Origin of the sequence: Ensifer oleiphilus (genome assembly GCF_013371465.1) — a bacterium.
Classification (GTDB): Bacteria; Pseudomonadota; Alphaproteobacteria; order Rhizobiales; family Rhizobiaceae; genus Ensifer; species Ensifer oleiphilus.
Window position 1 is genome coordinate 330,139 of the sequence record NZ_JABWDU010000005.1, and the last position, 20,448, is coordinate 350,586.

The 20,448-nt window shown below is 59.9% G+C and carries 22 protein-coding genes and 2 tRNA genes; 7 read left to right on the top strand and 17 right to left on the bottom strand.

Annotated features, from left to right (window positions below):
* Positions 1-89 precede the first annotated feature (89 nt).
* Positions 90-2,072, bottom strand: a complete 1,983-nt coding sequence (locus HT585_RS21225) for a bifunctional 2',3'-cyclic-nucleotide 2'-phosphodiesterase/3'-nucleotidase (RefSeq protein ID WP_176354806.1) — start codon at positions 2,070-2,072, stop codon at positions 90-92.
* Positions 2,073-2,304: 232 nt separating this feature from the next.
* On the opposite strand from HT585_RS21225, the gene HT585_RS21230 reads away from it, so the two are divergent.
* Complete coding sequence (locus HT585_RS21230) at positions 2,305-3,552, top strand: GGDEF domain-containing protein (RefSeq protein ID WP_176354807.1); 1,248 nt, start codon at positions 2,305-2,307, stop codon at positions 3,550-3,552.
* A gap of 9 nt (positions 3,553-3,561) precedes the next feature.
* Here HT585_RS21230 and HT585_RS21235 read toward each other — a convergent pair whose 3' ends face one another.
* Positions 3,562-4,023, bottom strand: a complete 462-nt coding sequence (locus HT585_RS21235; RefSeq protein WP_077503517.1) for an Lrp/AsnC family transcriptional regulator — start codon at positions 4,021-4,023, stop codon at positions 3,562-3,564.
* 155 nt (positions 4,024-4,178) lie between these two features.
* On the opposite strand from HT585_RS21235, the gene ald reads away from it, so the two are divergent.
* Positions 4,179-5,297 (top strand): alanine dehydrogenase, encoded by a 1,119-nt coding sequence (gene ald, locus HT585_RS21240; RefSeq protein ID WP_176354808.1) that lies wholly within the window; start codon positions 4,179-4,181, stop codon positions 5,295-5,297.
* A 42-nt stretch (positions 5,298-5,339) separates the two neighbouring features.
* On the opposite strand, the gene HT585_RS21245 is transcribed toward ald, so the two are convergent.
* The 5 genes from HT585_RS21245 to HT585_RS21265 all read right to left on the bottom strand — a co-directional run bounded on the left by HT585_RS21245 (position 5,340) and on the right by HT585_RS21265 (position 9,141).
* Entirely contained in the window at positions 5,340-5,807 is a 468-nt protein-coding gene (locus HT585_RS21245; protein ID WP_176354809.1) for a DUF1203 domain-containing protein, read from the bottom strand.
* A 91-nt stretch (positions 5,808-5,898) separates the two neighbouring features.
* Entirely contained in the window at positions 5,899-6,462 is a 564-nt protein-coding gene (locus HT585_RS21250; protein WP_176354810.1) for a GNAT family N-acetyltransferase, read from the bottom strand.
* Between the two features lie 4 nt (positions 6,463-6,466).
* Complete coding sequence (gene sseA, locus HT585_RS21255; protein ID WP_176354811.1) at positions 6,467-7,327, bottom strand: 3-mercaptopyruvate sulfurtransferase; 861 nt, start codon at positions 7,325-7,327, stop codon at positions 6,467-6,469.
* Positions 7,328-7,342: 15 nt separating this feature from the next.
* Entirely contained in the window at positions 7,343-8,092 is a 750-nt protein-coding gene (locus HT585_RS21260; protein ID WP_176354812.1) for an alanyl-tRNA editing protein, read from the bottom strand.
* Positions 8,093-8,100: 8 nt separating this feature from the next.
* Positions 8,101-9,141 (bottom strand): cysteine synthase A, encoded by a 1,041-nt coding sequence (locus HT585_RS21265; RefSeq protein WP_176354813.1) that lies wholly within the window; start codon positions 9,139-9,141, stop codon positions 8,101-8,103.
* Between the two features lie 324 nt (positions 9,142-9,465).
* Here HT585_RS21265 and HT585_RS21270 point away from each other — a divergent pair, with 324 nt between their 5' ends.
* Positions 9,466-10,308 carry an SDR family NAD(P)-dependent oxidoreductase gene (locus HT585_RS21270; protein WP_176354814.1) on the top strand — a complete coding sequence of 281 codons (843 nt, stop codon included), beginning with the start codon at positions 9,466-9,468 and terminating at the stop codon, positions 10,306-10,308.
* Here HT585_RS21270 and HT585_RS21275 read toward each other — a convergent pair.
* The 5 genes from HT585_RS21275 to HT585_RS21295 form a co-directional block, all read right to left on the bottom strand.
* Complete coding sequence (locus tag HT585_RS21275) at positions 10,296-10,622, bottom strand: SMR family transporter (RefSeq protein WP_176354815.1); 327 nt, start codon at positions 10,620-10,622, stop codon at positions 10,296-10,298. The two genes, HT585_RS21270 and HT585_RS21275, sit on opposite strands and share 13 nt — an antisense overlap.
* On the bottom strand, positions 10,609-10,980 hold the full coding sequence (locus tag HT585_RS21280; protein ID WP_176354816.1) for an SMR family transporter: 372 nt from the start codon (positions 10,978-10,980) through the stop codon (positions 10,609-10,611). The genes HT585_RS21275 and HT585_RS21280 overlap by 14 nt, the downstream gene beginning before the upstream one ends.
* 81 nt (positions 10,981-11,061) lie before the next feature.
* On the bottom strand, positions 11,062-12,315 hold the full coding sequence (locus HT585_RS21285; RefSeq protein ID WP_176354817.1) for an SAM-dependent methyltransferase: 1,254 nt from the start codon (positions 12,313-12,315) through the stop codon (positions 11,062-11,064).
* 105 nt (positions 12,316-12,420) lie between these two features.
* Complete coding sequence (locus HT585_RS21290; protein ID WP_176354818.1) at positions 12,421-13,869, bottom strand: cryptochrome/photolyase family protein; 1,449 nt, start codon at positions 13,867-13,869, stop codon at positions 12,421-12,423.
* 218 nt (positions 13,870-14,087) lie between these two features.
* Positions 14,088-14,162, bottom strand: a tRNA-Asn gene (locus HT585_RS21295).
* Positions 14,163-14,334: 172 nt separating this feature from the next.
* Here HT585_RS21295 and HT585_RS21300 point away from each other — a divergent pair.
* Complete coding sequence (locus tag HT585_RS21300) at positions 14,335-14,631, top strand: hypothetical protein (protein ID WP_425513769.1); 297 nt, start codon at positions 14,335-14,337, stop codon at positions 14,629-14,631.
* Positions 14,632-14,986: 355 nt separating this feature from the next.
* Positions 14,987-15,688, top strand: coding sequence for a thermonuclease family protein (locus HT585_RS21305; RefSeq protein WP_246707826.1), 702 nt, complete (start codon positions 14,987-14,989; stop codon positions 15,686-15,688).
* A 479-nt stretch (positions 15,689-16,167) separates the two neighbouring features.
* Here the strand turns inward: HT585_RS21305 and HT585_RS21310 are convergent.
* The 3 genes from HT585_RS21310 to HT585_RS21320 form a co-directional block, all read right to left on the bottom strand.
* Positions 16,168-16,241, bottom strand: a tRNA-Cys gene (locus HT585_RS21310).
* Positions 16,242-16,575: 334 nt separating this feature from the next.
* The gene (locus HT585_RS21315) at positions 16,576-17,007 is read right to left on the bottom strand and encodes a GFA family protein (RefSeq protein ID WP_176354819.1); all 432 of its coding nucleotides are present in this window, start codon (positions 17,005-17,007) and stop codon (positions 16,576-16,578) included.
* A gap of 490 nt (positions 17,008-17,497) precedes the next feature.
* Complete coding sequence (locus HT585_RS21320) at positions 17,498-17,644, bottom strand: hypothetical protein (RefSeq protein ID WP_176354820.1); 147 nt, start codon at positions 17,642-17,644, stop codon at positions 17,498-17,500.
* A 617-nt stretch (positions 17,645-18,261) separates the two neighbouring features.
* Here HT585_RS21320 and HT585_RS21325 point away from each other — a divergent pair.
* Positions 18,262-18,594 carry a hypothetical protein gene (locus HT585_RS21325; RefSeq protein WP_176354821.1) on the top strand — a complete coding sequence of 111 codons (333 nt, stop codon included), beginning with the start codon at positions 18,262-18,264 and terminating at the stop codon, positions 18,592-18,594.
* Positions 18,595-18,712: 118 nt separating this feature from the next.
* Here the strand turns inward: HT585_RS21325 and lexA are convergent, their stop codons facing one another.
* Positions 18,713-19,432, bottom strand: a complete 720-nt coding sequence (gene lexA, locus HT585_RS21330) for a transcriptional repressor LexA (RefSeq protein WP_176354822.1) — start codon at positions 19,430-19,432, stop codon at positions 18,713-18,715.
* A gap of 180 nt (positions 19,433-19,612) precedes the next feature.
* Between lexA and HT585_RS21335 the strand changes: the two genes are divergently transcribed.
* Complete coding sequence (locus tag HT585_RS21335; protein WP_176354823.1) at positions 19,613-19,852, top strand: hypothetical protein; 240 nt, start codon at positions 19,613-19,615, stop codon at positions 19,850-19,852.
* Between the two features lie 49 nt (positions 19,853-19,901).
* Here the strand turns inward: HT585_RS21335 and HT585_RS21340 are convergent, their stop codons facing one another.
* Positions 19,902-20,273: a hypothetical protein gene (locus HT585_RS21340; protein ID WP_246707827.1), complete on the bottom strand. Its 372-nt coding sequence runs from the start codon at positions 20,271-20,273 to the stop codon at positions 19,902-19,904.
* Positions 20,274-20,448: the final 175 nt, after the last annotated feature.

Consider the following 20,448-nt stretch of genomic DNA (forward strand, 5'->3'; position numbering starts at 1 on the left):
GACGTGTTCGGCCAGCAGCGAAACGCAGGTTTCGCGCTGGTGAGAATGTGCCCCCGTCTTGCGGGGGCACATTGGATCAGAGCTTGGGATCAGAGCTTGATGCGGAAACGGGCAAATCCATCAGCCGCTTCGCCGGCATCCTCGATCGTCACGCCCTTGACCTCCGACAGGAACTGTCGCGCCTTCGGCCCACTGTCGAAGGTGACGCTGGTATTGGCGAGCGGAACGAAGGTCCAGTTGGCATCTGCCGCCGGATTGATGGTTCCCTGGTCGATGATGTAGCGCACCACGACGTCGCGGTTGGTGTCCGGTGCCACAAAGACCACCTTGTCGGCAGCGATGTCGGGGAAATGGCCGCCGCCACCGGCGCGATAGTTGTTTGTCGCAACGACAAATTTCTGCGCTGGTTCAATCGGTTGGCCATTGAAGCTCAAGTTCTTGATGCGATTGGCCGATGGGTTGATCTCGTTACCGTCCTTGTCGAACTTCGGCGGCTCGGAAAGGTCGATCTGATAGGTGACGCCGTCGATGACATCGAAGTTGTAGGACGGGAAGTCGCCGTTGATCAGTGCGACGTCCGTGGCCCCGGCCTCGACCTGGTTGAAGATGCCGGCGGACATCTCCAGCCAGTTGCGCACCTGCTCGCCGGTGATGACGACGGCTTGCACAGTGTTCGGATAAAGGTAGAGGTCTGCCACGTTCTTGATGGCGATGTCACCAGCCGGAACGTCGGTGTAATAGTCGGCGCCTCCACGGCCGCCGGCCTTGAACGGCGCTGCCGCCGAAAGCACGGGCAGGTCCTTATGCTCCGTGTCCTTCAGCATGTCCTTGATGTACCAGGTCTGCGCCTGGCTGACGACCTGGACCGACGGGTCGTCGGCGACCAACGCGAAATAGGAGTAGAGCGGCACCGCGCTCTTGCCGACCGGCGTGCGGACATAGGCAAGTGTTGCCTCGTGCTCCTTTTGCGCCGCCGCCAGAACCTCCGGCTTGTCGGCGACCTCGGCGATCACCTTCTTTTCCTCGCGCCGATAGATCGGGCGCGCTTCACTTGTGGAACTGACGACGCGCCAGGCGCCGCCTTCGCGTTCGATGAGCAGATCGATCAGGCCGAGATGCGAACCCCAGAAGCCGCCCATGACGCCGGGCTTGCCCGAAATCAGCCCCTTGGCATTGTCTACGCCGGCAATCTTGTCGAACTTCGGACCGGGGAAGTCGAGGTGGCTATGGCCAGTGACGATGGCGTCGATGCCATCGACCGCAGCCAGCGGTACGGAGGCGTTTTCCAGATTTTCGGCGTAGTCCTGCTGGCCGATCCCAGAGTGAGAAAGCGCGATGACGATATCGGCACCTTCCTCCCGCATCTGCGGAACCCAGGCTTGCGCTGCCTTTACGATATCGCGGGCATTGGCCTTGCCCTCCAGGTGCTTCGCATCCCAGCTCATGATCTGTGGCGGCACGAAACCGATGAGCCCGACGCGGATCGCATGCTCGGTGCCTGCACCGTCCTTCACCTTGCGGTCGAGAATGACATAGGGTTTGAGGAACAGTTGATCCTGGCGGGCATCGGCGGCAAGCGCGCCCTTCGTCAGGTTGGCGCAGACGAGCGGGAAGTTGGCGCCGTTCAGCACCTTGAACATGAAATCGAGGCCATAGTTGAATTCGTGGTTGCCGAGCGTGCCGCAGTCGTAGCCGAGCACGTTCATCGCCGCGATAACAGGATGGATGTCGCCATCCTTCATGCCGCGCTGATAGGCGATGTAGTCGCCCATCGGATTTCCCTGCAGGAAGTCACCGTTATCGACCAGGATGGAGTTGGTTGCTTCTGCCCGGATGGCGTCGACGATGGAAGCCGTGCGCGCAAGCCCCAGCGTGTCGTTCGGCTTGTCGCTGTAGTAGTCGTAGGGGAAGACGTGAACGTGGAGATCCGTGGTTTCCATTATGCGCAGGTGCGCCTGGTTGGCCGCCGCACGCGCCGAAAAAGGATGAAGCATCACGAGGGCCGAGGAGGCGACGACGCCCGACAGAAGCGAGCGGCGCGAGAGGTTGAACGGGGATGTCGTCGATTGCATGCGTGCCCTCCGTTGATGGATGTCATTGCAGTTCGGTTGATTGCAATCCGCGGTTTCGTCTTGTGAATGCGAACCACGGTGGGTTGGTCGCGACTATGCCGCAAAGGCAACACTTCGCAAAGCAGTTGATTCTCGCATGCCGATTCCGTGCAGACCGTCGGCAAGGTAGAGTTTTCTTTAAGCTTTCGGCCTAACGGTTTGCGTGGCGAAACCGGAAATTTTCCTCACGAGCATGCCCAACGCCAATCTCATTCTTTTCATCGGCGAAGCGCTGGTCTACGTCACGGCGATGATCTGGCTGTTGCAGCTCCGTGCCCGGCTGGGTCTCGGGGTCTTCGTCGCTGCATTGGGTGTGATGCATTTCATCGAGACCTATCTGGCGGCGGTCTTTTACGTGCAATTGCCGTTCGGCATCGTCTCGCCGGGGTCGGTCGTGCTTTTCTCCGGAAAGCTCATGATTATCCTGCTGCTGTATGTGAAGGAGGATGCGGCGACCGTCCGCCAGCCGATCTACGGCCTGCTTGCCGGCAACTTCCTCACGGTCGTCCTCAGCCTTCTGCTGCGCCAGCACCAAACGGTTTCGATCGTCTCAGGGCGCTCGGCCGACATCGGCTTCATCGACGAAATGGGCGTTCTGATGGTGTGGGGGACGCTGATTCTGTACCTCGACACCCTGCTGATTATCCTGCTCTACGAGCGTCTCGGTAAATGGCTGCGCCGCTTCGTAACCGTCCGGTTCCTGATCTGCGGCCTTGTGATCCTCAGCTTCGATCAGTTGGCATTCTTTGCTGCCCTGCATTGGCTGAACGATGCGCCCACCGAAGTGCTGTGGGGCGGATGGATCGCCAAGATGCTGGCCGCCACGTTCTACGCCATCGCGATTGGCGTTTACCTCAATGTTTCGCGCCATCCTTTCCTTGCGATGTCTGACCGGCCGCTCGGCGACATCTTCAACGATCTGACCTTCCGTGAGCGCTACGAAGACCTGCTCTCGCGCTCTGGCCAGGACACGCTGACGGGATGCCTCGACCGCAGCCGTTTCGACATCGAAGGCCCGCAAATGCTGCGTGCCGCTGTGGCCTCGAAGGCTCCAGTCAGCCTGTTGATCATCGACGTCGATCACTTTAAAGGCGTCAACGACCGCTTCGGCCACCAGGAAGGTGACCGCATCCTGCAGAAGCTGGTGGAGGTGATGAAGGCGAACCTGCGCGAGGGCGACCGGTTGTTTCGCTACGGCGGCGAGGAGTTCGTCGTCTTGTGTCCGGGATTGTCGCATGCCGACGCGTTGAAGCATGCCGAGACTATCCGGCTGGCCGTATCCGCCGGTGTGTTCACCCCCGACAATGCGCCTGTAACCGCCAGCATCGGCTTGTCCTCCACTCCTGACGATGGCGCAGCGATCGCACACCTTTTGTCCGAGGCCGATCTCAGGCTCTATGCGGCAAAGGGAGGTGGCCGCGATTGTGTCGTCGGCCGCTAGCGCTACGGGTCATATCCCGACGTTTGGCCGGTCGATGACTTCCCGCAGCGAGAAGCTGGAGTTGATCTTGACCACATGGGGCAGGGCCGAGAGCCAGTCCCGATGGATGCGCTCGTAGTCCTGAAGGTCCTTGGCCGCGACCCGGAGAATATAGTCGTATTCGCCCGACATCAGGTAACAGACGAGAACATTGGGACAGAGCTTCACCGCCGCCTCGAACTCGGTCAGCGTCTTGGCAAATTGTCCCGATAGCGAAATGTGCACGATGACCATGATCTGGTAGTCGAGCGCCTTGTGGGCGAGGCGGGCATGATAACCGCTGATGGTGCCGGATTTCTCCAGGATATCGACCCGTCTTGAGCATGCCGATGGCGACAACCCGACCTTGGCGGCGAGATCTGCATTGGAAATCCGACCGTTCTGCTGAAGAATGCGCAGAATCGCATGATCGATGGCATCAAGTTCACTCATTCGTGTTTTCCATCAATAGTCCGATCATCTACGCAATGTTCTTCGAAATTGATGCCTTCGCAAGGGCATCTTTGCAAGGACATTCGTTTCGCTGCGTGTTTTGCTGGGTGCGCGTCAATGAGGCGAAATTGCCCACAACAGGAGAGGAACGCTCGATGCGTGTCGGTTGCCCGAAGGAAATCAAAAACCATGAATACCGTGTAGGCCTGACCCCCGGGTCGGTACGTGAATATGTCGCTCACGGCCACGAGGTTATCGTTGAGACCAAGGCAGGAGCGGGGATCGGCGCGGATGACGATACCTACCGCGCCGCTGGCGCGAAGATCGTCGCGACGGCAAAGGATGTGTTCGAAAAATCGGACATGATCGTCAAGGTCAAGGAGCCGCAGCCATCCGAATGGGTGCAACTGCGCGAAGGCCAGATTCTCTACACCTATTTGCATCTGGCTCCGGATCCGGAGCAGACCAAGGGCCTGATCAATTCGGGCGTGACTGCCATCGCCTACGAAACCGTCACCGACGAGCGTGGTGGTCTGCCGCTTCTGGCGCCGATGTCGGAAGTCGCGGGTCGCCTCGCCATTCAGGCCGGTGCAACATCATTGCAGAAGGCCAATGGCGGCCGCGGCATTCTGCTGGGCGGCGTGCCCGGCGTGCTTCCCGCCAAGGTCGCGATCATCGGCGGCGGCGTCGTTGGCCTGCACGCGGCCAGAATGGCGGCCGGACTTGGCGCCGATGTCAGCATTCTAGACCGCTCAATCCCGCGCCTGCGGCAGCTGGACGATATCTTTGGCGGCCGCGTTCATACACGCTTTTCCACGATCGATGCACTTGAGGATGAAGTGTTCTCCGCCGATCTCGTCATCGGTGCCGTCCTCATTCCGGGCGCTGCCGCACCGAAACTCGTGACGCGTGAAATGCTCACGGGCATGAAGAAGGGCGCGGTCATCGTCGATGTCGCGATCGACCAGGGCGGCTGCTTCGAGACATCGCACGCAACCTCCCATTCCGATCCGACCTACGAGGTCGAAGGGATCGTGCACTACTGCGTCGCCAATATGCCCGGCGCTGTTCCGGTCACATCGGCGCATGCGCTCAACAATGCGACGCTGTATTACGGCCTGCAATTGGCCGATCGCGGCCTGAAGGCCATTGCTGAAGATCGCCACCTGCGTGCGGGCCTCAACATCCACCGCGGACGTGTGACCAACGCGCCCGTTGCCGAGGCGCTCGGCTACGATGCCTATGCGCCGGAAGCGGTGCTCAACGTCGCCTGATAGCCCTCACGGCGTCGGTCCGGCTTTAGTCGGACCGACGCTTCAGGCGTTTTCGATCCTGCACTGATAACAATTGTTCCGCGCCGATCGCACATGCACGCTTGCCACCTCAGGCATGGCGAGCAGGTCGCGAGCGCGGGATTCGAGCTGTTCGGTCGGAATCACTCCGCCGGTGCCATAGACAATGCGTTCGTTGCTGCCATAGCCGCGCAGCAGATAGTCCTTGCTCGTTGTCAGGATCGGCGGTTGTGCCTGACCGCCATAGGCGGGGCATTCGTCGGCGTGCATGAAAACCGGACCGGTCTCCGCGTAGGGTTGCAGCGACGTGAAAGGCCGCAGCGCAAAGACCAGATAGGCGTCGCCGGCCTCCACGTTGCGAAGGCAATGCCGGCAAGGAACGCCATCGCCATCGGATATCTGTCGTTCCGGCAGGTTGCCATAGGCATCCGTTCCGCCTTGTCTCAGGCTTGTGGCCTGATCGGTCGGCATTGGAATATAGCGTAGGGACATGGTGCATCTCCAGATCGATTGGGATCATTCGATACACACAGTGCTCCGACCGAAGCGGCGGCGACACCCGGAACTTGCGCCTGAGGAGACGTCAGAGGTTCTTGGCGAAGGCCAGCAGCTCTTCGTCCGTTAGTGGTTCGATCGTCGCTTCGCGGGTCGCGACCGGCGAGAAGCCGAATTGCTGATAGAGCTGGAGCGCGCGCGGGTGATCGAGATTGTTCGTCGTCACCGTCACCTTGCTCGGATTCAGGGTCCAGGCGGCAAACAGCGTCTGCAGCAGGAACCATTTGCCGAGGCCAAGCCCAAGCGCATGCTCCATCAGCCCGAAATTGGTAAGTTCGACGACGTCGTCCTCGGCCTGGTGAAGCTCGAAGAAGCCGGCAGGCGCACCGTTCATATAGAGCACGGTGACGCTTGTGCTTTTGTCGGCAAGCAGTGCGGCCAATTTGTCATCGCTCATGCGGATGCGATCGGCCCAGTGCCAGCGCTTGCCGACGCGCAGATAGAGGAACCGATAATAATTGAGCGGGATGTCCGACACGCGAAGGATCGCCGTCTGGATGTTGACCGGCATCGGCAAGCTCTGCTTGGGCGGTGCGGTCATTTCCAGTTCGGTGACATGGGCGGTCAATGAGGCGAGCTTGGGAGGGCGCATGATATCACTCGCTGCCGGTCACGACTGTCGTATCCGCACGCCCGCCCCATTCCGACCAGGAGCCGTCGTAGAGCGTGTTGTCGGTATGACCGAGGGAATGTAGCGCCAGCGTGATGATCGCCGCCGTAACGCCCGAGCCGCAGGTCGTTACCACGGGCTTGGAAAGGTCGACGCCGGCGTCGGCAAACGTCTTGCGCAGCGTCTCGAGATCCTTGAACTTGCCGTTCTCTGAAAAAGTGGTGGATGGCAGGCTGTGCGCACCCGGCATGTGCCCCGAGCGCATTCCTGCGCGCGGCTCAGCTTCCACGCCGAGAAAGCGTCCCGCGCCTCTCGCATCGGCAATCTGGATCGTGCCTGAGTTGACGATGTCTTTCATGCGCTCGAATGACGTCACTGCTTCGGGCGTGAACGCGACATTGAACGTAACAGGCGTAGGCGAGGGAACGTTAGTTGTGACCGGGCGTCCTTCCTTCTTCCAGCCGTCCATGCCGCCATCGAGCACGTAGACGTCCTTTGCACCCATGATGCGTAGCATCCACCAAACCCGCGGCGCGGTCATGATACCCGGGCCGTCATAGACGACGATCGTATCGGTCTCGCTGACGCCGAGTGCGCCGACAGCCTTGGCGAAGGCCTCGGGCGTCGGCAGCGTGTGCGGCAGACCGCTGGTGTGGTCGGCGATCGCATCCTGGTCGAAGAACACGGCGCCAGGGATATGGCCAGCATCATATTCCGCTTTCGGATTTCGGTTCTGGGCGGGCAGGTACCAGGCGGCATCGAGAATGCGGACGGAGGGGTCGTCGAGCCGCTGTTGCAGCCAGTCCGGAGAAACGACGAAAGCGCTTTTGTTGTTGTTGTTGGTCATGGTCGTATCTCCTGTTCAGATTGCCTGGCGGTCGTCTGCAGTCCCGAAGCGGATGCGGAAGCGACGGTTTTCCTTGCCCTTCTTCTCGATCTTGGCGATGTGGATCGCGCCGACCTCCTGGGTTTCCGACACATGCGTGCCGCCGCAAGGCTGGCTGTCGATCGCCGAATTCTCGCCGATGCAGACAAGGCTGACGCGGCCGAGCCCGACGGGCGGACGTACATTCTTAGATTTGACGATGCCGGGGTTGGACGCGAGCTCCTCGTCGGTGATCCACTGCAGATAGACCGGGTGATTCTCGTCGATGAGTTTCTGGAGCGCCGCCGTCACCTCGTCCTTGTCGATCGTTTCGCTCATGTCGAAATCGACGCGACTTTCGTCCTCGCCGACGGCAGCGCCCGTGATCGGGAAGGGGCAGACGACGGAAAGCAGATGGCAGGCCGTGTGCATGCGCATCAGCCGGTAACGGCGCGGCCAGTCGATATGCAGGACGAGCTTTTCACCGACGGCTGGAGCGGGCTGTCCCTCCGCCGGCATGTGGATGATGACGTCCTTGGTGGCGCCGTGGCGGGCAACCGCGATGTCGATGCGGCTGCCGTCGCTGCGCTCCAGGAAGCCGCTATCGCCAGGCTGTCCGCCCGACGTGGCATAAAAGCAGGTCTGATCAAGCTCGATCCCGCCATCCTCCAGAATTCCGGTGACACTTGCTTCGCAAGTCGAGAGATAGAAATCTTCGCGGAAGAGGGCAGTCACGGTCTTGGTCATCGCAAATCTTATCCGACTGATTCGTATGGAACGGTGATGCTTGAAGATCCCTTCAACCAGGCCGGAACAGGCAGGCCCTTCGAGGCCAGGAAGTCCGGGTTGAAGAGTTTCGATTGATAGCGGTTACCATAGTCGCAAAGGATCGTCACGATCGTATGTCCCGGGCCGAGCTCCTTGGCGAGCCGGACAGCGCCTGCGATGTTGATGCCCGTCGAGCCACCGACGCAGATGCCTTCGCGCTCGATCAGGTCGAAGACCAGCGGTACGGCTTCGGAATCGGGGATCTGATAGGAGAAATCGGGCGTGAAGCCTTCGAGATTGGCGGTAATGCGGCCCTGGCCGATACCTTCGGTGATGGAGCTTCCGCTCGCCTTCAACTCGCCATGTGCGTAGTAATTGTAGAGTGCGGCACCATCCGGATCGGCAAGGCCGATCTTGATGGCGGGGTTTTTCGCCCGCAGGCCTTGTGCCACGCCGGCAAGCGTGCCGCCGGAGCCGACCGCGCAGATGAAACCGTCGACCTTGCCGTCCGTATCCCGCCAGATTTCGGGCGCAGTCGTCGCGATGTGCGCGTCACGGTTGGCGACATTGTCGAACTGGTTGGCCCAGATCGCGCCGTTCGGCTCCGTCTTGGCGAGTTCTGCGGCCAGGCGCCCGGAGATCTTCACGTAATTGTTCGGGTTCTTGTAGGGCACCGCCGGCACTTCGACGAGCTCGGCGCCAAGAAGGCGCAAGGCATCCTTCTTCTCCTGGCTCTGGGTTTCCGGAATGACGATGACGGTTCGATAGCCGAGCGCCTGGGCGACAAGCGCCAGGCCGATGCCGGTATTGCCGGCCGTGCCTTCGACGATAACGCCGCCCGGCTTCAATTGCCCCGCCTTTTCCGCCTCGCGGATGATCCAGAGTGCGGCGCGATCTTTCACCGACTGTCCCGGATTGAGAAACTCCGCCTTGCCGAGGATGGTGCAGCCGGTCGCGTCGGAAACGGTCTTCAGCCGGATCAGGGGCGTATTGCCGATTGCTTCAAGAACGGACGGAAGAATGGCCATTTGCAGAACCTCGTGCTTGAGAACGACCCCCGAAGCGGGCCGCGTTACCGAAGAAAAACGCCGAGTGGCCGGCGAACATTGAGAACGACGCCGGATCGCCGAAATATTGGCGTGTTTTCGGCTCAGCCTGCTTCCCAGGCAAGAAATAGCGTTTCACCGCTGCCCTGTCCCGAACAAAAAACGTCTTCAAGGGGAAAGCTTAGGGTTGAGGCAGCTCTGGGTGTGCGCTGGATATTGGAGGGGGTTGGTCTGGGCCGGGGTGTCAGGTTTCTCGGCCCCTTGAGTTGAGCGTGCACCGGGTGGGTGCGTGCCGAGGTATGGGCAATGAGTATGCACAAGATGAATTCCGAGCATGGGCTGGCCTGGGTAACGGGCGCGAGTACGGGAATAGGCCGAGCGCTGGCTCTGCGGTTGGTTCGCGGCGGATATTCGGTTGTCGTGACATCAAGAAATCACGCCAAACTGGTGGCCTTGCAACAGGAAGCTGCTCCTGACGGTCGCATCATCGTTCTCGACGGCGATGTCACCGACCCTCAGGACATGGAGCGTGTGCTCGCGTCGATCGAATACGACCATGGCGATCTGTCGCTGGCCGTATTTGCTGCGGATGTGACGGTGCCCGTTCGAGGCGACGACCTGCATCGCGAGGCGTTCGAGCGTAGCTTTGCGGTCAACGTTAACGGGGTCGTCAACTGTCTGTTGCCGGCCGTGGCCCACATGAAGTCGAGGGGGCATGGCCATATCGCCGTCATGTCGGGAGCGGCCGGTTATGGCGGCTTGCCGGGCAACGCCGCCTATGGTGCGACGAAGGCGGCTCTCATTAACATGGCGGAGAGCCTGAAGTTGGACCTGGACCGGATCGGGATTCGCCTGCAAGTCATCAGCCTGGGGCTCGTCGAGGCGAGCGGATCGTCTCGTCTTGGGTTTCCAGCCGCCGGCGTGGTCAACGTTGACGAGGCCGCCGAGCATATCGTTGCAGGTTTGAAGTCGACACATTTCGAAATCAACTTGTCGAAACGCACGAACGCCGTGGCAAGACTGTCACGATGGCTGCCCTACGGTGCATACTTCGCGCTGGTCGACCGGTTGACGCGCCAAGGCGTAGCACCGGCAGTGGCGACGACGAAACACGCCAGCGCCGAGAACCGGCCGCATCAGGCCGTGTGAAGCACCAGCACTGCGCCGAAGATGAGCGCGAGGCCGACCCAGCCGATCGGCTTGAGCTTCTGGCCGAAAAGCAGGCGGCCACAGATCGCCGTGCCGAAAATTCCGGTTGCGCCGAGAACCGCATAGGCGATGGCAAGTTCCATGCCCTTGACGGCTTCAGCGAGGAAGGCAAAGGCGGCAAGCACGAGAACGATGGAAAGTACTCCCCATCCGCGGCGCGCAAAGCCATTGGATTTGGTCGAGGCCAGATTGGCGGCGATGTCGAGAATGCCCGCGATGACGGCAAAGACGAAGTAGATGCTAGGCGCGCTCATCGACGGCTCCTTCGGTGGCCGGTGCTTCCTCTTCGCGGTGTTCGCCGGCATTGACGAGCAGGATACCGGCGACCGCCATCGACAGGCCCAGCATTTCCCGGCCGGTCAGAACGTGGCCGAACACGAACACCGAAACGAGCGTGATGATCGCGACGCCTGATCCCTCCCAGATGGCATAGGCAACGCCGACTGAGATGGTCTTCACGGCCTTTGCCAGGAAGACGTAGGAAAGCGCGATGGAGACGTACATCACCACGTGGCCGACGTAGGAGCCACTGGCCGATGCGGCCTTCATCGCCGTCAGGCCCGCCACTTCGGTTGCGATGGCGAGCGCCAGGAAAAACCATGCAAGACGCATGAGGAACCTTCAAGAAGAGATCTGGATCGGTTGCCTCATAGGCGTTGTCGCGCGAACGGTAAAGCCTGCAGGTGGATCGGTCTATTCGAAGACGATTTGCCGGACATCGATGTTTCGCGCGCGGAAACCGGCTTCGCAGTAGTAGAAGTAGAATTCCCACAGCCGCTTGAAGCGCAGATCGAAGCCCAGCGGCTCGATCTTGTTCCAGACAGACCAGAAGCGTTGCCGCCATTCACTGAGTGTGCGGGCATAGTCGCTACCGAACCCGAAATCGTTGATCATGCGCAGGCCGACATTGCGCCCGAGGTCGACCAGATGCTCGCGTGTCGGCAGCATTCCTCCCGGGAACACATATTTCTGAATGAAGTCCGGATTGGATCGGTATTCCTCATAGGCTTCGGGCTTGATGGTGATGATCTGGAGGCCGGCTTTGCCGCCGGGCTTCAGGCACCGCTTCAGTTGAGAAAAATAGGTCGACCAGAATCTTTCCCCGACGGCCTCGAACATTTCGATCGACACGATCCGGTCGTATCGTCCGGTTTCCTCCCGATAGTCTTGGAACTTCAGCTCGACACGATCGGCAATCCCGGCCTTGTGCATGCGCTCTCGGGCAAATGTGAGCTGCTCGCGGCTGATGGTCAGGCCCGTGACCTTGCAGCCGATCTCGGTTGCGGCAAATTCGGCAAAACCGCCCCAGCCGCACCCGATCTCGAGCACGTGGTCGCCCGGACGCAGATTGGTGGCTTCGGCCAGCGCCCGGTATTTGGCGGCCTGGGCTGCCTGCAGATCGTTTGCGCCACTGGCGTAGAGCGCCGACGAATAGGTCATGCTCGGGTCGAGCCATTCGCGGTAGAAGGCGTTGCCGAGGTCGTAATGGGCGGAGATGTTGCGCTCAGCGCCCGTCTTGGTATTGGCATTGCGCCAGTGGAGGAACTTTTCCACGAGCCGCATCAGGCCGCGCGCACGGTTCGGGAAGCGGTTGCCTATGTCAGCATTGACAAGGAAAAGCTCGAGAAAGGCGCCGACATCGGGGCTGTCCCAGTCACCGTCGATATAGCTTTCCGCAGCGCCGATGGTGCCGCCGGTGATGGCCCGGTGCGGGAGGTTCCAGTTGTGCAGAGTGACAGTGGCGCACGGTCCCGCCACCTTTCCCTTGACCAGCAGTCGGCGGCCATTGGGCAGAGCGAGCGCCAGTGCGCCCGCCTCAAGGTGAACGAGGCCGCGAAGAACCACCTGGGCCTTGAGCGGAAGGTCCTTCAGCACCCGTGAGAGATTCTCATTCGAAAGCAGCTCGGCGTTGTCGAAATCGGCAAAGCAGGCTTCAGTATCATGCATAAACCACCCTCCGGCAATCGTTGCATCCGTAACGTGAGCCTAGCGATAATCCTGTCTGAGGCCAACCACGGATTTGTACCGGCGGTGGTGCGGTTGTAGCGATTTTTAGGTGGCGTTCCTGATTTCCTGAAACGCGGCCAGTGCACGGTCGCGCGCAAATGCATGATCGATAATGGGGGCTGGGTAGGTCATCCCAAGCGCAATGCCGGCAGCATCAAGTGCGGGTTGGGGTGCCTGGAACGGGCGATGAATGTAGCGCGCGTCGAGATCGGCCAGTTCGGGAACGAATCGCTTCACATAGTCCCCATTCGGATCGAATTTCTCCCCCTGAAGCACGGGATTGAAAATACGGAAGAATGGCGAAGCGTCGGCGCCGGAACCGGCCACCCACTGCCAGCTGGCGGCGTTCGAAGCCGGGTCAGCATCCACCAGCGTGTCCCGAAACCAGGCCTCTCCGCGGCGCCAGTCGATCAGCAGGTCCTTGATCAGGAAGGAGGCAGCGATCATCCTGACGCGATTGTGCATATAGCCGTGGCGCCAGAGTTGCCGCATGCCGGCGTCGACGATCGGGTAGCCCGTGAGGCCCTTTGTCCACCGCTCGAAGTGGTCGTCGTTGTCCAACCAGCGAAAGCCATCGAAGCGACGATCGAGATTCCGACGCCCCAGGTCAGGATTGTGAAACAGCAGATTGTAGGAAAATTCGCGCCATGCGAGTTCCTTGCGGAAGGTGACGATATCGTCGACCGGTGTGTCCTTCAGGCCACGCGTGGCGTGCCAGATCTGCGTCGGCGAGATTTCGCCGAAGGCAAGGTGCGGCGAGAGCAGGGATGTGCCGGCATCCGCCGGCACATCCCTGGCGGTCTTGTAGCCGTCGAGCGTGTCTTCGATGAATTTCTGCAAGCGGTCCGCAGCCCCGTCCTCACCCGGTGTCCAGATGTCGGTGAAGCTCGACGCCCAATTCGGTTGCGTCGGCAGGAGGTTCCATCGTTCAAGGTCTTCGGACGCAGGCCAGCGCTCTGGCGCGGCTATTCTTTCGGGCGGATCGATCGGTGCCGGCGGCTCGCCGCTTGCTTCGAGCGCGCGCCAGAACGGCGTAAACACGCGATAGGGGCCACCGGTCTTGTTGAACAGGCGGGTTGGTTCGTGAAGCAACTGGCCGGCAAAGCTGTTGACGGTAAAGCCGCGATCCACGAGCGCCTTCTTTAACGGCGCATCCGTCGCCGTTCCGTTCGGATCATAGCGGCGATTCCAGAAGATGGTGGCGCTGCCTGTTTCCCGCGAAATATCGGCGATGACATCAAGCGGATCGCCGGAGCGAAAAACAAGATCCGATCCGATCCGCTGCAGTGATTCCCGAAACGCCAACAGGGAATGGTGCAGCCACCATCGCTGCGCATCGCCGAGCGGCCCGTTGCCGCTGTCGGCTGGCTCGCGAATGTAGAGGGGAATCACCGCTGCGCCATCGGCTGCTGCGGCTGCAAGGGCATGGTGGTCGGCAAGCCTGAGGTCTTTGCGAAACCAGACTAGAATGGGCGATGACGAATTCGCGCGCATGACATCTCGGGGCGTGGGTAAGGTGGATTCTGCGCCACCATAGCCGCAAAATGAAAAAGAGCCATTCGGGCGCCTGTGGTCCGAAAAGTAACCAAAATGTGACCAAAGAAGCGAGGTGGGAGAGCGAACGGCAAAGGGCGGAGCACCCATATGTCTGAGAAGCCTTTGATATCCCTAAATGAAAAGGGCCGCTCCTTTCGGAACGACCCTTTAGAAACTGGCTCCCCGGGCCGGATTCGAACCGGCGACCTGTCGATTAACAGTCGAATGCTCTACCGCTGAGCTACCAGGGATCATCTGCAGTCTTTTCTGCAGAAGTTCTGCGCGGTTTGTGTCCTGCAGAAGTGAGGCTGCTAATACAAATGCTTTTCCGATTTGCCAAGCGGTTTTTTCAAAAAAAGTGAGAAGTTTTGTTGCGAGCCTGTGGAGAAGTCCCCAATTGTGGGAAACGCAGGCGGATAGGGAATGATGAATAAAAACAGAAAACAGACGCATTTCGGCATAGACCCCCACACCCGGCAGATCGTTCTGGGCAAGTGGCGCCTGGCGCTTCCGGAATCACCGCTGCTGCGCATGCTTGTCGGCGGCTTGCTGATTTTCGGCGGCTTTCTCGGCTTCCTGCCGGTGCTCGGCTTCTGGATGGTGCCCCTGGGGTTGCTCATCCTCTCGCATGACATTCCCGCGGTTCGCCGTCGCCGCCGCCGGTTCGCGGTCTGGTGGGCACGCCGGCGTGGCCGTGCGGGCTCTTCAAGGGAGCCGTGACCTTTCGCCTGCCGCCCAATGCTTCGAGCGAGTGCGAAAATCCTGAAAGCCGATTCCGATGTGGGGATGATGCGGTCATGCGCGCACTGTGTCAGTGCGTGTTCACCGATTCCACCGGGTGGCGGCAGGTGAGATAACGGGTCGGCTGATTCTCAAAATCTTCCGTCAGCAACATCTTGGCTCTGTCCGAACAGTGTGCGGTATCCGGTCGTGGTCGACGGGACAGGCGAGGCTCCACATTCCCTCCCTGAATCCTAGGGACGTTGCTGGTGGACCTCCGCAATCAAGTGGCCGCTGAAAACCATTCGGCAACGGATCGCCAGCATAATGCCGGCCGGATCAAGGATGAGGCGGAATGGGTAAAGCCACAACGAGCCGTGGGCGTCGCCGCGGCAGCCGGACAAAGAAACAGGGCGGCATGCTGCCGTGGTATCTCGCCGCTGTGCTGACGGTCGGTGGCGTGGTTGCCTACGATCACCGTGGACAATTGCGCGATCTGCCGGTCATTTCAGGTATATTCGCATCAGCCCCCAAGGCCACAACGACATCCAGGCCAGACGATAGGCCGAAGACGGTGGCGCGTGCGGCCGCACCTCCGGCCGCAAACAGGACAAAGACTGTCGATGGTCCAGTACCGGCAGTCAATGTCGGCTTGGCCGCGCCGACCCCGGTCGAACGGCCTGTGGTGCAGCCGGCTGCGCTCCAGCCCCAGGCGAATCAATTCTATTTCTGCGGTATCCGCAACGACAACTGCGTCATCGACGGCGCAACCTTCCGTTATCGCGGCGAACTGATCCGCGTCGCCGATATCGACGCGCCGAGAACCAAGCAGGCGGGTTGCGATGGCGAGCGTGCACGCGGCTTCTACGCCAAGCAGAGATTGCGCGAATTGTTGAACGCCGGAGATTTCAGACTGATCGAAGCGATCGGCAGAGACGATGACAAGGCCAGCGAAAAACTGCGCGTCGTGATGCGCGACGGCCATTCGCTCGGAAGCATTCTCGTCTCGGAAGGGCTTGTGCGGCCGTGGAAGGGGCGATCGACGCCGTGGTGCTAGGCGGATAGAAAAACTTCCGAAAGTCGGGGGGCGAACTGGCACTATGCCTCCAGCCGTCGGTGATGTGATACGCAACACTCTTCAAGCAAGCGGAATATCGCCGTCATCGAGCGGCAGAGAAAGACGGCCGCTTCGTCTTGGCTAGTAAAAACCTGTGAGACGGCATTTCTGCCGATGTGAGTGCCTCGCAACCCTTGATGCCAGTGCCCCGATCCCAAGTGGGCACAGGATTGGCCCTGCAAATCGCCCGTCTTGTTGTTCCACTAGGGGCGGCGAGGGCCGGCTGGACAATGCGTTCTTCCTTAAAGAGAGGACAGTGCTCTCCGCTCTGAGGCGAAGAAGCGTATCTCGAGTGAGGTTCAACCGCTTTTAGAAGCGATGAGTCGAATCGAGACAGACTGTCTGCTTCCCGGAACTGGAGCGGGCACCAGATCTGTTTTTCCGAGAAGCGCTTTAAATATAAAGCTTTAGGTGTGTTTTGGAGGCCTCGCCCGGAATTGAACCGGGGTACAAGGATTTGCAGTCCTCTGCGTCACCACTCCGCCACGAGGCCTCACCGACTGAGATTATCAAGTCGTGGCGAGCGTTTAGAATGAATATAGAAAGAGTGCAAGAGGGTTCATTCTGAATGCGATCCTTTTTTCATTCTGAACAAGCGTTTCCATTCCGTTCTGTGGATGACTGTTGCAGTTCCCGGCCCTGAGACGCAGTCACGTCCCGCCTTGGGCGTTGGGAGAATGCCAACTTCCCCACGCCCCGACACTGATTTCTCGGCTGCCCCAACCGTCGCCTGTAAGGGCGGACGGCAACAGTGATGCTGCGATGGTGCCGTTACCAACTAGCGCGCACTTTTCCGCATGGTTTGGCTGCTGCCTTGAACGCGCCAGTCACTTTGCCGCAATGAATTTCAGTGTTCCCGCCAGCCTTGGCCCGATCAAACCCTTGGTGTCGAGCGGGTGATTGATGCCGTCGTTGACAGGCAGTTCTTCGAAATCGAACGGGCTGACGCCCTGGAGGCACGCGGCGTTGACGCCGTAGAAGTCCGGGTTCGCGCGCGGCTTGTGAAACGCATAGATCCCGCATTTCGAGCAGAAGTAATGTTCTGCGGCCTTTGTGTTGAACTGGTACTTGGTGAGAGCCTCGCCTCCTGAAAGAACCGTGACGCCGTCCTTGTCGGCGGAGACGGCAACCGCCCCCTTCAACTGACAGTAGGAGCAGGTACAGCGGCGAGCGGTATGAAGACCGTTTTTCAGTTTTACATTGAAACGAACCGTCCCACAGTGGCAGGCTCCGTCCAGGTCCTGAACGTCGAGATTCATGCAGCCATCCCTCTGATTTTGAAGCGCATTGAACGTCTTCCATATGGGGCGGATTGCGCATGCTCAAGTGTATTCGTGCGCCGACTCATTCTTGAGGGCGGTCTTGCCATCCGCCGCTCCGTTAAGTCGGCGATCTCGGCCGGGAACGTTGCGCGCCGCGAGGTCTGCGAAGCCCCCCGCGAGGTTCCACAAGACATGACGCCGCCCCAGCGGCGCCACGGTCGATGTCTTACGGTGGAGGCTATCTGCGAGCAGAAAGCGCTTGATTGAGCATCGAGCGCCCCCTTCACGTTGAGGGTGTTTCCGATGAATGGCTTGGACGATCATGGGGCGGGGGCTCTCGGGTCTCAAATTACCGATGAAGCAAATTTCAACCGTTGCTTGCCCCTCCCTCAGCAACCACTGGCTCTGGAGGCTGGCGGCAATGCGACGCGCTGTCGCCGATCGGAATCCGCCGCTCGTTACCGCGTCAGCAATGTGTGTGGCCTGCTCAATTCTCCTGAACGGAAACGCCGTCCTCGCCAATCTTGATCTCGACACCGGCAGGTTTCGTTTCTTCGCGATAAGCATAGACGCCGAGACCGATGACAGCGACGGCGAGCACGGCGATGACGAGATAAAGGCTATTACGGTTCATTCAGCAGTTCCTCACTTGGTTAGGCAAATGCGTAACTAGGCTGCCATTGTCGAAAGGCAACGGTGCGATCGTCAGGTTCAAGGCAGCCCATGGTTCGAGTAAGGATCGGATGCGGTCTCAATTCTTATACGGTCTATGAGATTGCACCCGTACCCTTTACGCCCGATGCGCTGACCCATGCCCCCGATGGGAGAGCGACCATCGCTCCAAATCCGATACATGATCGAACCGCCATTATTCCACGCTGCTGGTCGCGCCGTGACGATACCAAGTCGCCTGTCGATTCCAGCGTTTGCCGGTGGGGCCGGCTTCGCCGGTGGGGCCAAGATCTGGGCGCGTCTGGCGCAGTTGTGGCGAAGTCTGCTTGGTGTTGCTTCGCCGCCAAGGACGCTCGCTTTTCATAGGTAGCCCGCCGTGCGCGTGCGCGTCACGCGTTTGCGCAGCCAAGAATCGTGCGCGCATCTGACGTGCCGGCGACATGCCCCGAAATGGTGATGCCGCCCGTATTGTCAGTACAAAGATTATTGTCTCTAGACGGCATCAGGAATGAATATTCCAGCGATGCTACCCGTAAAGGTAGCGTCAAACAAAACCAACAATGGAGGAAATGACATAAAATGAAATTTAAGATCGCCCTGGCTGCTCTTACCATTTTTACCGCAACGACGGCTACCGCAAGCGCTGAGGATCTCGTCTTTCAGCTGAAGAACAAGACGAAAGCCGTTTTGACGAACTTCTATACGTCTCCGGTGGGCGTCGACCAGTGGGAAGACGATGTCTTCGGGCGGCAGGTGCTTAATCCGGGCGAGAGCATGGAAATTACCATCGCCGACGGCCGCGATGTCTGCAAATACGACATGCGCTTCGAATTCGAGGAAGGCTCCGGTCTCGATACGACCGAAGACACGCAGGACCTCTGCGAGTTGGGCGAGTACTCCATACACGAATAAGAATTGTCGAGCGCATCAAACGCTCGACCAGACCACCTCCGTCTCGCTACACCTTGGGTGGCGAGACGTTCAAGCACAAGACGGCCTGTCCAGCAGGAAGCAGCAAGCGTGATCCTGCTTAGTGATAGCGGCGGATCAAGCCGACGAGCTTGCCCTGTATCTTGACGCGGTCGGGGCCGAAGATGCGTGTCTCGTAGGCCGGATTGGCCGCCTCGAGCGCAATCGACGCGCCTTTGCGCCGGAAGCGCTTCAACGTCGCTTCCTCGTCATCGACAAGCGCGACGATGATGTCGCCGGGGTTGGCCGTCGTGGCATTGCGGATGATCACCGTGTCGCCATCGAAGATGCCGGCCTCGATCATCGAGTCACCCTTCACTTCAAGGGCATAGTGCTCGCCACTCCCGATCATATCGAGCGGCACGGTAATATCGTGCGTGTTGTTCTGTATCGCCGAGATCGGTACGCCGGCGGCAATGCGGCCCATGACCGGAACCGAGACGGAGCTGTTGTCTGCCACCGGCGGCGCTTTTGCGGCAGCCGGAGCGGGGGCAGGAGGTTTGCCGAGGCTTCCCTCGATGACGCTTGGTGAAAATCCGCGACGCGGCTGAGCGCTTCCCGCGTAAGCTTCCGGCAGCTTGATGACCTCAAGCGCTCGGGCGCGGTTGGGCAGGCGTCGAATGAAACCGCGTTCCTCGAGCGCCGTAATCAGCCGGTGAATGCCCGACTTCGATGCCAGGTCGAGTGCATCCTTCATCTCGTCGAAGGATGGTGGAACACCGGACTCCTTCATGCGTTCGTGGATGAAAAGAAGCAATTCCTGTTGCTTGCGGGTCAGCATGGCAAGTCGCTCCAGAGGCGTGAAACAAATCAAGAACAGACACTATCTGTTCCATATGTGTTCCGCAAGTGCCTAAAATTCCGTGAATGTTGTATCAATCGTGCGCCTATCTGCTGCCTCGATGCTGGGCATGCCATGCGGAGCTGCTATGCCTCGCGCTTTTCACGGAATGAGGGTGCAATGAAAAAGCTGATTCGGATCCTGTTGACGATCGTCATCGCAACGACTGCCGTCCTCGGGTTTCGCTGGTATCAATATGTCGATAACAGGCAGAGCCCGTTCGATGAAGTCGGTATCGCATTGAATGCGGTGATGCCGGGTCCGGTCCGCCAGTGGGGTTGTGACCGGCTAAAGCTCACTTTTGGCAACGAACTGCCGCCGCACGGGTGCGCCACCAGCGACGGCAGCGCGTGGAAATAGATCGGCAATAAGCAGTTGCAAGGCGGGCATCAAAGAAGGAGAGGGCGTTTCAAGCCGGCTGCGTTGCAGAACAGGCGTCCTCGAATTCCTTTACGGTCTCTGCCGAGTTGTCCTCCGGCAGCACGGCATCAGCCGCGTCGGTCGCCACCGGCGTGTCCCCTTGATAGACGAACGACTGGATATAATAGGCGATCGAGCCTTTCCAGACATTCCGGCCGTCGATCTGCTGGCAGGGGATGGCCGATTCGAAGTCGGTTTGCAGGTCGTCGACCGTGGTCGCGCTGAGGGCGATGTGGGGCGATGCGATAATCGAGGCGATAAGCAGGGCTGCAAGCACGGTGAACGTCCGCTGGATCGGGGTGATGCCGGTAGTGTGGTTAACGATGTGAACCGTGCTTTCGTTCCTAAGTCCAGCAAGCATGCCGCGCAGGGCGTCGTGTTCAACAGTTCTTTGCGAAAGACGATGACGGCTCTTCAAGCTGTGGCAGGGAAGACACGAAGATTGGCAGGAAGAGCGAGAGTTTCGGGGCGTTTCTTGCTCCCCGGCATTGACCTCAAGCGCCACGGCTGGCGGCAACATCGATCTTGGCGGCCGC